General features: G+C 64.9%; 9 protein-coding genes. 5 read left to right on the forward strand and 4 right to left on the reverse strand.

Translation table 11 applies throughout. The features are described 5' to 3' along the window. Window positions 1-2: 2 nt before the first annotated feature. Window positions 3-1,976: an asparagine synthase (glutamine-hydrolyzing) gene (gene asnB / locus AC4GYS_RS09880; RefSeq protein WP_491108910.1), complete on the reverse strand. Its 1,974-nt coding sequence runs from the start codon at window positions 1,974-1,976 to the stop codon at window positions 3-5. 43 nt (window positions 1,977-2,019) lie between these two features. Continuing rightward, on the reverse strand, window positions 2,020-2,868 hold the full coding sequence (locus tag AC4GYS_RS09885; protein ID WP_491109399.1) for an FkbM family methyltransferase: 849 nt from the start codon (window positions 2,866-2,868) through the stop codon (window positions 2,020-2,022). A gap of 114 nt (window positions 2,869-2,982) precedes the next feature. Here AC4GYS_RS09885 and AC4GYS_RS09890 point away from each other — a divergent pair, with 114 nt between their 5' ends. The 3 genes from AC4GYS_RS09890 to AC4GYS_RS09900 are packed head-to-tail and all read left to right on the forward strand — an operon-like array spanning window position 2,983 to window position 6,486. Continuing rightward, a complete protein-coding gene (locus tag AC4GYS_RS09890) occupies window positions 2,983-4,419 on the forward strand; it encodes a flippase (RefSeq protein ID WP_491108911.1) in 1,437 nt (478 codons plus the stop codon). An 11-nt stretch (window positions 4,420-4,430) separates the two neighbouring features. Beyond that, window positions 4,431-5,462 carry a class I SAM-dependent methyltransferase gene (locus tag AC4GYS_RS09895; protein ID WP_491108912.1) on the forward strand — a complete coding sequence of 344 codons (1,032 nt, stop codon included), beginning with the start codon at window positions 4,431-4,433 and terminating at the stop codon, window positions 5,460-5,462. A 4-nt stretch (window positions 5,463-5,466) separates the two neighbouring features. Next, a complete protein-coding gene (locus AC4GYS_RS09900) occupies window positions 5,467-6,486 on the forward strand; it encodes a glycosyltransferase (protein WP_491109400.1) in 1,020 nt (339 codons plus the stop codon). On the opposite strand, the gene AC4GYS_RS09905 is transcribed toward AC4GYS_RS09900, so the two are convergent. After that, window positions 6,458-7,453, reverse strand: a complete 996-nt coding sequence (locus tag AC4GYS_RS09905) for a glycosyltransferase family protein (protein WP_491108913.1) — start codon at window positions 7,451-7,453, stop codon at window positions 6,458-6,460. The two genes, AC4GYS_RS09900 and AC4GYS_RS09905, sit on opposite strands and share 29 nt — an antisense overlap. Continuing rightward, window positions 7,450-8,583, reverse strand: a complete 1,134-nt coding sequence (locus AC4GYS_RS09910) for a glycosyltransferase (protein ID WP_491108914.1) — start codon at window positions 8,581-8,583, stop codon at window positions 7,450-7,452. The genes AC4GYS_RS09905 and AC4GYS_RS09910 overlap by 4 nt, the downstream gene beginning before the upstream one ends. Before the next feature lie 41 nt (window positions 8,584-8,624). Here AC4GYS_RS09910 and AC4GYS_RS09915 point away from each other — a divergent pair, with 41 nt between their 5' ends. Together AC4GYS_RS09915 and AC4GYS_RS09920 are read left to right on the forward strand one after the other, a co-directional pair. Then, the gene (locus AC4GYS_RS09915; RefSeq protein WP_491108915.1) at window positions 8,625-9,650 is read left to right on the forward strand and encodes a class I SAM-dependent methyltransferase; all 1,026 of its coding nucleotides are present in this window, start codon (window positions 8,625-8,627) and stop codon (window positions 9,648-9,650) included. 39 nt (window positions 9,651-9,689) lie between these two features. Continuing rightward, entirely contained in the window at window positions 9,690-11,030 is a 1,341-nt protein-coding gene (locus tag AC4GYS_RS09920) for a UDP-glucose dehydrogenase family protein (protein WP_491108916.1), read from the forward strand. Window positions 11,031-11,061: the final 31 nt, after the last annotated feature.

Genomic DNA, 11,061 nt, shown 5'->3' on the forward strand with positions numbered 1-11,061 from the left:
ATTCATGGACGATCGGTTTCAGACTGCAGCCATGCCTGAAACATCAACACAGCCCAGATGGCCGGAGTGGAATCGCGGCGTCCGGTGAGGTGATCGTCCCATCGCGACTGCACGACGGTAGGATCGATAAAACCCTGCGCCTTCATCGTATTCCCGTCTAGCAGGTCTTCGGCCCACGACCGCATGGGGCCCTTGATCCATTCTCCGACCGGCACCGCAAAGCCGGCCTTTGGTCGGTCGATCAAGTGGCGCGGCACGTGCCGGTATAGCAGTTCGCGGAGAATATGCTTGCCTTGCCCCGCTTGCACCTTGTGCTGGATTGGGATGCGCGCCGCGAGTTCGGCGACGCGATGATCGAGATAGGGGACTCGGGTCTCCAAGCTGACGGCCATGGACGCGCGATCGACCTTGCACAGGATGTCGTCCGGCAAATAGCTCACAGCATCGCAGTACATCATGCGTACCGCGTCGGACGGCTCCCCCGCCACACGCAGATCGAAGCCCCCTGCCCGCTCCAATGACCCCACCCCGGTCGGGGAGGATTCGGCGTGCCATTCGTCGAGAAAGCTGATGTAGATGTCGTCGAACACGCGGGCGTTTCCGGCGACAAGGAGCGCCTTGCGCAATTTTGCGCCGACGTGCGGCGGGCGTTGGCCGGGAAGGAGACCGGCGGCCCGGCCGAGCACATCGCTGGGAAGGCGGCCAAGGGTTGCACCCATGAGCCGGCGGAGTGGCGCGGGCACTCGACTGATCTGCCGCCACAATGCCGGGGCCCGGAAATGGCGATTATAGCCAGCGAAGAGTTCATCTCCGCCATCGCCGGTCAATGCGACGGTGACCTGTTCGCGCGCGAAACGGCTGACGAGGAAAGTGGGGAGCTGCGAGCTGTCGGCGAACGGCTCGTCATACATCTGCGGCAGAGATGGAATGACGTCGCGGGCGTCGGCGGAACTCACGACCTGCTCATGATGGACCGTGCCGAGATGCTGGGCGACGGCCTTGGCGTGCGCCGCTTCGTTGAAGCCGTCTTCCGCAAAACCGATGGAGAACGTCCGCACCGGTCGGGCGGCGTTGCGCTGGTAAAGGGCAACGATGGTCGAGCTGTCGACCCCGCCGGACAGGAAAGCACCGACCGGCACGTCGGCGACGGACTGATCCGACACCGCCTGCCCCAGCACCCGATCAAGCTCGGCGAGCGCGTCCCGTTCGTCGGCGATCGGATCGCGCAGCCCCCCTTCCACCACCGAGCGATAGGACCAGTAGCGCGTCAACCGGGCCTTGCCGCTGCCGGCCTCAGCCGCGGGTTCGTCCGAGGGCTCGGCGCCTTGTTCGACGGTCAGGATGCAGCCGGGTTCCAGCTTGAACAGGCGGCGGTAGATGCTGAACGGCGCGGGAATGTAGGTGCGGGCGAAGTAGAGGCCGAGCGCGTCCCGGTCGATCTCGCCCTTGAAGTGCGGATGACGGCGGACCGCCTTGATCTCCGACGCGAACACGAGGTCGGGTCCGACCCAGCCATAATAGAGCGGCTTTTCACCGAAGCGATCGCGTACCAGGTGCAGCCGCCGCTGCGCGCGGTCCCACAGCGCGAAGGCGAACATGCCGACCGAGCGGTCCAGCGCGCCTTCAAGGCCCCAGGCTACGATCGCCTGCAGCAGCGTTTCGGTGTCGCTGTGCCCGCGCCAACCACCGGACGGGACAAGCCCCTGCCCTTCCAATTCCAACCGGATTGCTGCGTGATTGTAGATTTCGCCGTTGTAGCAGATGACGAAGCGGCCGTCGGCGGAGTGCATCGGCTGATGCCCGTGCGGCGACAGGTCAATGATCGCCAGTCGTCGATGGGCAAAGCCGATTCCGGCGTCCGGATCGCGCCAGGTGCCGCCGTCGTCCGGGCCGCGGTGTCGGATCGCCCCACCCATCGCCGCCAGCAATTGCTCGCTGACGGGGCGGGGTGACAGCACACCCGCTATCCCGCACATGGGCTAGCCGCCTTGCATACTCTTGCAGCGCCGTGCCTTGCCATCATCGTTCGGCCAAGGACATCTGGGGCGACAGGCGGCGGACGGAGTAGCCGGCGCGCTCCAGCATGGCGGATGCGGGCCCGCCGGCCAGTTCCTCGAAGACAATCGCCTTGATCTTTCCCATGGACGCGTTCGCGCCCGCCAGGGCATTCGGCTCAGCGCCCTCCAGGTCCATCTTCATCAAGTCGACGGAAGGAATGCTCGCAAGCAGTTCGTCGAGCGTTGCCGTTTGTACCGAACCGGCAGCCTTGGGGAGCTCTGCCGCGATCGTGGCCGTCCCGAAACTGCCGTCCACCATGCTGACCGGCAGGCTTTGTCCCGAGGTATCGGACAGCGCCCGTTCGACAACCTGCACGTTATCGCACCCGTTCGCCGCGAGATGATGGTGCAGGCGCCTGGCCGTGGGCGGCATCATCTCGACGGCCAGCACCTTCCCCGAGGGGCCGACGAGGCGACTCGCCAACACAGTAAAGAACCCGATGTTCGCGCCAGCGTCGACGAATGTCATGCCGGGTTTCAGTCGCTGATTCAGCAGGTTCGTCACTGCCCGCTCCCGGCTGGGCAGCACGTGGTACAGATCATCGGTTCCGGCGCGGATGGAGTATCGCCCGATGCCGGCGACGACCACGTCCGCGTCAGTCAGCAATTCGGGATTCTGCCACTCGTCCAGCGACCGGGCGCTCGTCAGCGGCGCGCGAAGGAATGCGGCCCTGATCGCTCGCCGGTCGGCGGACGAACAGCCTTTGATTTCGCGCAGGACCCGTGTCCAGATCGCGAGGCGTTCAACATACCGGCGGCTCCGTCCCGCCGCACGCCACAAGGAAGATTGCATCCCATCGCAATGCCCCATGATCACGATCGTTACCAGCCGCCAGTTCCCCGGAGCGCAAGCCCTCGCGGCAATGCCGCCAGTCCTGTATTTGCGCCTTGCACTGGCGTAACCTTGCTGTTCTAGACCCCGCCGGTGAGCGTCGCGCGACACAGCGTCTATAATCTGGTCGGGTCGGCGGTTCCCGTGGCCCTGGCCCTGATCTCGGTCCCGCTGCTGCTGCACCTGATCGGGCTGGAGCGTTTCGGCGTCCTGTCGCTGTGCTGGGTGTTGGTTGGCTACCTCCATTTCATGGATTTCGGGCTCGGCCGGGCAACGACGCAACGGTTGGCCGCGCTTAGGGGGGCCAGCGGCGAGGAACGAAGCGGCGTGTTCTGGACGGGAATGTCGCTCTCGCTGGGCCTGGCGATCGCGATGATGCTCGTCCTGGCGCCCGTGCTGCAAAGCTTGATACAACTGCTCACAAAAGTCCCGGAATCGCTGCGCGAGGAAGTCACGGCGGCCCTGCCCCTCCTGCTGGTGGCACTTCCCATCGGCATCACCCAAAGCCTGATGCGCGGCGCCCTGGACGGACGGCTGGAGTTCGGCCGTTCCAATTTGATCATGGGGTTCGGGGCGGTCGGAACGACGGCGCTGCCGTTGCTGGCCGCTTGGGCCCTGGTTCCGAACCTCGCCTATCTGATCGGCGCCACCTTGCTGGCGCGGATCGCAACGATCGCGGCGTTGGCCGTCGCCTGCGTCCGTGCCGTGCCGGTGCTGAGGTTCAGTACACCTAGCCGAGCGGACGCGGGGCAGATGCTGCGGTTCGGAGGCTGGCTGACGGTGACGACTATCGTGGGGCCGCTGATGATGTTCATGGACCGTTTTGCGGTCGGCGCCCTTTTGGGTGCGGCGTCCGTGGCGATCTACGTCATTCCATTCAATCTGGTGACTCAGCTGTTGCTCGTACCCAACGCCGTCGCCGCCGCACTTTTCCCGCGCTTTGCGGAAAAGGAACTGCATTCGGCGCGGGATGCCAGCGAGCAGGCGCTTCGAGGCCTGGCGCTGATCACAACGCCCATGGCGATGGGGGCCATGATCTGCGTGGGTCCCTTTCTCCAGCTGTGGGTTGGCCAAGCGATCGCCGCGCCGGCGACCCCGGTAGCGATTGTCCTCCTGGCAGGCTTTTGGGCAAACAGCCTGGCACAGGTTCCTTTCGGTCGGCTTCAGGCTGGCGGCCGTACCGACGTCACGGCCAAACTCCATCTCGTCGAAGTCCTGCCGTACCTGGCCCTCTTGTATCTTTTGCTTTCGTCCATCGGGCTGGTCGGGGCCGCAATCGTGTGGGCGGTGAGAGCAACGGTCGACTTCATCGCTTTGCTGATACTGGACAAGGCGCCGCGTGCCACGCTGCTGATCGTCCTGAAAAACGGCGTTGCCGTGTGGTTGGTGGCCATGCTTCTGCTGATGCCCTTGGACCTGCTGACCAAGACCGGGATCGCGGCGGCGGCGGCGGCCCTGGGATTCCTGTTGCTGGCGGCAAACGAACGCTCGTTCATTGAGGCAAGGGTGAGGGCAACTTGGAACCGGTAACGAGCGGAGCGATGCCCTTCGAGCGTCCCTGGCCCGCGGGCGCTGTCGAGGTGCTCGGTCGATGTCCCGTTTGCCAAAGCGCCGAACGGTCGCTTCTCCACGAAGCGCTGGAGGATCGGATATTCTGCGTCGCTGCCGGCCGCTGGACCATGTGGGAGTGCGCCGGATGCGGTGTTGGCTATCTCGACCCGCGTCCCGATCGGGCGAGCATCGGCATGGCTTACGGGTCATATTACACCCACGAAAAGCCGCTGCCGCCCGCGGTTCGCCGTTCCCTCGTCGCGACGGCCCGGGAGGCCCTGGCCAATGATTACCGCAATGCGCGGTTCGCCTGCGCTTTTCGGCCGGCATTATTCCCGGGCCGCTGGCTCGTTCCGCTGGCAAAGTCCGCGCGAGAACGGTGGGACATCGAGCACCGCTTTCTGGAACGAGGGCCCGGCGCCCACCCGCTGCTGCTGGACATCGGTTGCGGGAATGGTGCGTTTCTGCAGCTGGCCCGCAGGCTTGGCTTCGAAGCGTGCGGCGTCGAGCCGGACGAGGCAGCGCGAGAGGTATGCATCCAGGCCGGCATCGATGTCCGCGGGACGCTGGAAGAATGGCAAGATGCGCGGCGTCAGTTCGACCACGTCACGCTTTCACACGTCATTGAGCATGTCCATGATGTGCCGGCGACCCTGGCGACCATCACATCGCTGACGAAAACGGGCGGCACAATCTACGTTGAAACACCCAATCTGCGCGCGCCGACCCATCGCCTGTGGGGAGCGGCGTGGCGCGGTCTGGAACCCCCTCGTCATCTGGTGCTTCTCAACCGGGAGGAATTGCAGAAACAACTTGAAGGCGCGGGATATCGGGCGATCCGTTTTCACGACCGATCCGACGCGCGCGCGTTTCTCGATCGACAGAGCGAGAATATCGCGGCGGGCCGAGAGCCCTATGCCGGCAACCAAGTGGCCCCCCCGATGAAGGTAACACCGTTGGAGACGGGATGGGACAGCGGAGAGAAAGAGTTCCTGTTGGCCACTGCCGTGAAGAGTTCGTGAATTGGTGACCCTGTCCATCGCCATGGCGACGTACAATGGCGCCCGCTTCCTGAAGGAGCAGCTCGAGAGTCTGGCGCGGCAGGAGGTGTTGCCGCTGGAACTGGTCGTCGGGGACGATGGCTCTACGGACCAGACGCTGGCCATCCTTGCGGAGTTTGCGCGGACCAGCCCCTTTCCGGTGCACGTCACTCGCAACCCCAAGAATCTCGGCTACGGTGAAAACTTCCTGCAGACCGCCTCACGCTGCCGGGGCGACTGGGTCGCGTTCTGCGACCAGGACGATCATTGGGCGCCCGAGAAACTTCGCATCGTCGGCCAGGCGATCTCGGATGGCCCGTCGGATCTCATGCTCGTTGCTCATGACGCGGAGGTCGTGGACGGTTCAGGGGCCGTGATCCAGCCGCAGCTATATGGCTTCGCCAACCGGCTGCATCGTGACGGAAGCCTGGCGGGAGACTGGCTGTGCACCGGCTTCCTGCAAACCTTTCGCGCCGATCTGATCCGCGACTTTCCTTTCGCGGACCGGATGCGCGGCAGTCATCATGACAGTCCCGACTACCCGAACGTGGACCGATACTCGCACGACGGCTGGATCGCTTGGCTGGCCAACGCGGCCGGGAGCGTCCAGCTTCTGGAGGCAAGGCTTGCGAAGTATCGCCGGCACGGGTCGAACGCGAGCGGTCTGCTGAAGCCGGGCGCGGCGGAAGCGGTGGGCCTGGCGCTCGGCAACCATGCTGCCCGCTATTCCGAGGTGTCCCACTGGCACCATGATTGGGCGGCACGGCTGGATTCGCTCGCCGAGAGCACGGCGGCAGCGCGCTATGCGGCTGCCTTGCGCGCGTCGGCTGCACGCAATCGCCGGGAGGCGGCGGTGCTGGCGGAACGGGCGAGCCTTTATGCAGAGCCCGCCCGCCGTCGCCGGCTGCGGCATCTTGGTGAGCTGGTGTCGTCCGGCGCTTACGGCTGGAGCTGGTCGCTGAGCTACCGCTCGCTGCTCAAGGACGTCGTGCGCTCCGTCGCTTGAAGGCGAACCAGCGCGGGCCGAGGCCCATCCGCTCGAACAGCACATTGCGCAGGTGATGCTTGGCGCCGATCTCGAACCGTCGCTTCCAGGGAACTTGCGTCGCGAGGCGGCGCAGGTTCGGGTCCTCGGCGATGGGAATGCGGTGGATGGGGAGCCGGTCGGTGGCCGGCCGCAGCATCCGTTCGTCACCGCCTGCGCAATGAACACCCGACCCGTCGAACCCGATATTGTCGGCCAGGCTCTTCACCGGGTGCAGGCAGAAGCCGCGGTCGGCGACGATGCTGCTGTGCCAATAGCAGTTCCAGTCCTGCGACAGGCCGGCATCGAGATAGCCCAGCGCCCAATAGAATTCGTAATAGTCTTCAAGATTGACGTATCTCCGCAGTCCTTGCGAACGGAGCCGTTGCTGGAGCCGGGCGCCGTCCGTTGACAAGCGTTGCCACGCCCTCCGCCAGGTTGCCCAACCCCAGCCGACGAAGCTGTGATTGAAGAAGTAGGTCGTCTCGGCATAGCCTGTCGGCACGGTGCGAAGTGGTGAATAGGCCGACACGTGCATGACCTGATGGTCGGATTCGTAAATCTCCAGCGCTTGGTTGAGAAAGGTCAGAAACCCGGGGGAAACGAGCACGTCGTCCTCCACCACGATCACCCGGTCGAAACGCTCCGTCGCGGCGGTGATGCTTTCCAGCAAATGGCGCCTAAGGCCGAGGTTGGCGTCCTGAAAGCGAAGCTCGACCTCGCCGCACCACTGCCGAGAGGCGGCGATTGTGCGCACTTCGGCGATGCGCCCGCGCATCTCGTCGCTCTCATCCGCTCTGGGCCCGTCGCAATGGATGACGAGCCGCGAATCAGCAGCGCCGTCAGCCTGCGACAGCGCCTCCAGGGCGCGCCGGGTGTGGTCCGGGCGATTGAAGGCGAAGAATAAAATGGTCGCCTTGTCCGTAGCGACCGGTGAGTTGGCACTCATCCGAATAACACCTGCTCATAGGCGGTCAGCGCCGCGTCGCTGGAAAAGTCGGCGGCGCGCTGCCGGGCCAGCGCGGAATCAACCGGGTGGGCAAGCCGGTGCTCGATCGCCGCGGCCAAGGCAAGCTCGTCGCCCACCGGGATGAGCGTGCCGAGACGCTGGTCGGTGAGAATCTCGGCCGGACCAGCAGGGCAATCGGTGCTGATCGCGCCCAGGCCCAGGTGCATTGCTTCCACCAGAACGTTGCCGAAGCCTTCGTAATCGCTCGACAGGACGAACAGGTCGGCGGAGGCGTAATAGGGCCAGGGGTCGGTCACGAAGCCCGGGAGGGCCAGCCGGTCCGCGATGCCAAGCTTGCCGGCCAGTCGCTCGAGAGACGATCTGAGCGGCCCTTCGCCCAAGATCATGAGCTGGGTCGGGGGGTCGGCGGGGAGTCTGGCAAAGGCACGGAGCAGCAGGGCATGATTCTTCTGGTCCTTGAGGTTGCCGACCGAGAGGATGCGCTGCCCGGGGCCCCGCCATTGCCGCTCGATCGCCGGGGGCACCTTCACCTTCCTGGCGGGGCCGGGCACAGGATTATGGATTACCGTCAGCGCGCCGCGCGGCAGTCCGCCGAGCGTGGCGAGATCGTCCGCCGCCCCTTCCGACACGCAGATCACCGCATGGGCGCGCCGGTAGGTCGCGCGAATGGTCGCGGACAAGAACAGACGATGCCACCGGCCCCAATCGGCATATTGCCGCGACAAGGCGGCATGTTCCGTGGCAGCCACTCGCACGCCTGTCCCCGCCGCGGCCCCAGCGAAGGCCGCGATCGAGTTAAGCGGCCACATGAAGGACAGCAGCACATCCGGTCGGTCAGTGCGCAGGTAACGGACCAAGGGCTTCAGGACGCTTCGTAGCCGTGGCGCCGCAAGGTCCGTGATGCGGACACCAGCGGGCACATGACGCAGCAACGGGCCGTCCGCGCTCATCAGCACCAGCGACACGCGATAGCCGCGGCTTGCGAAGCCGCGCATCAAATCCAGGGCAACCCGTTCCGCTCCGCCCCCCGCCATGTTGGGCAGCAGGAAGGCGATGTGTCGACGCCGAGCAGCCGGATCGGCGCCGCCGCGCACTTGCTTATCGTTCAACACCTGCCGAAAGAGCCCTTGATTGTTCCCGGGAGTCTGGAATGGCCAAAACTGTCTTCATCGACCCTGTATCCGGGGCTGCCCTTCGCCGTGAAGGGGAGTACCTGGTGGGTGGCCGCCATCCCTACCCTATCATCAAGGATGTGCCGCGTTTTTGCGAGGTGGACAATTATACTGCGAGCTTCGGCATGCAGTGGAACAAGTTCGATCGCACCCAGCTCGATCCGATCGGTGTGCGTGGCGCCACCGCCGAGCGCTTTTTCGCGGGCAGCGGCTGGGAGGCGGACGAACTTGCCGGGCTGGACGTGCTGGAGGTCGGGTCCGGCGCTGGAAGGTTCAGCCGGGCGGTGCTGGATCATACGCAGGCCAATCTTTTCAGCGTCGATTACAGCAGCGCGGTCGAGGCGAACTGGCGGAGCAACGCCACCCTCGGCGCGGACCGCTTCCACCTGGCACAGGCCAGCATCTATGAGATGCCGTTTCCAGACGACCGGTTCGATCGGGTGTTCTGCTTTGGCGTGTTGCAGCACACCCCGGACTTCCGGGCGTCGGTCGAGGCGCTGGTCAGAAAGGCCAGGCCGGGCGGCGAAATCGTCGTCGATTTTTACCCCATCCGCGGATGGTGGACCAAGATCCACGCCAAATATCTCTTGCGACCACTGACCCGGCGCATGGATCACCAAAGACTGCTGAAAAGCATCGACCGGCATGTCGATGGATTGATCAAGGCGTCCGACCTGCTCCAGCGAAGCGGGCTCGGCATCTTGCGGCGTTTCCTGCCGTTGGTCGACATGGAAACGGTCGTGCCGAAAAACCTGTCGCCGGCAGAGCGGCGCGAATGGGCCGTGCTCGATACCTTCGACATGTATTCACCCGAGTACGATAGTCCCAAAACGATCGGTTCCGTGGCGCGGATGATGGAAGCGGCGGGGGCGGAGGTGGAACACGCCGGCTTCGTGCCCGTGGGCGGGAATTCCACTGCGGCGATCGTCAGGGCGCGCAAGACAATCCCGCCGGGGGACGAAGCCCGAGCCAGTGGACTGGCATTTGCCGAACCTGCTGAGTAGAGGCAGCCCGACCCGCCTTTCCGGAGCGACGAGCAACCCATGCATATTGTAATGATTGGAACAGGCTATGTTGGCCTTGTCTCCGGAGCCTGCTTTGCCGATTTCGGCCATCGCGTTACGTGCGTCGACAAGGACGAGCGCAAGATCGCTGGCCTTCATGCAGGCAAGTTGCCGATCTGGGAGCCGGGCCTGGAAGCGCTCGTCGCCCACAATGTTCAGCATGGCCGACTGACTTTCACGACCGACCTTTCGCAAGCACTCGGCGACGGCGCGGACGCGGTGTTCATTGCCGTCGGCACTCCGGCCCGACGCGGCGACGGGCACGCCGACCTCAGCTATGTTTATGCGGCCGCCAAGGAGATAGCGGAAACGCTGAAGGCCCCAACCGTGGTCGTTACGAAGTCGACTGTGCCGGTGGGCACAGGTGACGCGATCGCCCGGATCCTACGCGAGAACAGGGCGCCCGATGGTACGCTGGTGGCGTCCAATCCGGAGTTCCTGCGCGAGGGCGCCGCGATCCGCGACTTCAAGATCCCGGACCGCATCGTGGTGGGCGCCGAGGAAGAGCGGGCACGCGAGGTGCTGCGGGAGATTTACCGGCCGCTGTTCCTGAACAAGGCGCCGATCCTGTTCACTGGCCGTCGAACCGCCGAGCTGACAAAATATGCGGCCAACGCCTTCCTCGCCACGAAGATCAGCTTCATCAACGAGATCGCTGACTTGTGCGAGGCGGTCGGTGCCGACGTGCAGGAAGTGGCGCAGGGGATCGGCCTCGACAATCGGATCGGCCCCAAATTCCTTCACGCGGGCCCAGGCTATGGCGGGAGCTGCTTCCCCAAAGACACCCTCGCCTTGCTGCAGACGGCGCAGAAGGCGAATGTGCCGATGCGGATCGTCAATTCCGTGGTTGAGGTAAACGACGAGCGGAAGCTGGCCATGGCCGACCGAGTGCAGACGGCGCTGGGTGGCGATCTGGCGGGCAAGCGGGTCGCCGTGCTCGGCCTCACGTTCAAGCCGAACACCGACGACATGCGCGACGCGCCGAGCCTGGCGCTGATCAGGCGGCTGCAGGAAGGCGGCGCATCGGTTGCCGCCTACGATCCGGTCGGGCGTGAGCAGGCCGAGCCGCTGCTGGAGAATGTCGACCTGCTCGACGACAGTTATGAGGCGATCGGCGGAGCGGATGCGGTGGTGCTGGTCACGGAATGGGACGAATTCCGCGCGCTCGACCTCCGCAAGGTGGCGAGGATCATGCGCGGCACGGCCGTGATCGATCTGCGCAACATCTATGAAGCCGAAGAGGTTACACGGGTGGGGCTGACCTATTCCGGCATCGGCCGGCGCAATGCGGGCGCGCCAGCCTTGACCGAACCCGCCTGAGGAAAGCCTCAGGCATTGAGGGAGGATCAGG

It is taken from the genome of Sphingomonas sp. SP1 (assembly GCF_058313395.1).

What these genes read in the sequence shown, in the direction of transcription:
- asnB (WP_491108910.1), bottom strand. Translation starts at nt 1,976, where the DNA reads ATGTGCGGGATAGCGGGTGTGCTGTCACCCCGCCCCGTCAGCGAGCAA.
- AC4GYS_RS09885 (WP_491109399.1), bottom strand. Translation starts at nt 2,868, where the DNA reads ATGGGGCATTGCGATGGGATGCAATCTTCCTTGTGGCGTGCGGCGGGA.
- AC4GYS_RS09895 (WP_491108912.1), top strand. Translation starts at nt 4,431, where the DNA reads ATGCCCTTCGAGCGTCCCTGGCCCGCGGGCGCTGTCGAGGTGCTCGGT.
- AC4GYS_RS09905 (WP_491108913.1), bottom strand. Translation starts at nt 7,453, where the DNA reads ATGAGTGCCAACTCACCGGTCGCTACGGACAAGGCGACCATTTTATTC.
- AC4GYS_RS09915 (WP_491108915.1), top strand. Translation starts at nt 8,625, where the DNA reads ATGGCCAAAACTGTCTTCATCGACCCTGTATCCGGGGCTGCCCTTCGC.
- AC4GYS_RS09920 (WP_491108916.1), top strand. Translation starts at nt 9,690, where the DNA reads ATGCATATTGTAATGATTGGAACAGGCTATGTTGGCCTTGTCTCCGGA.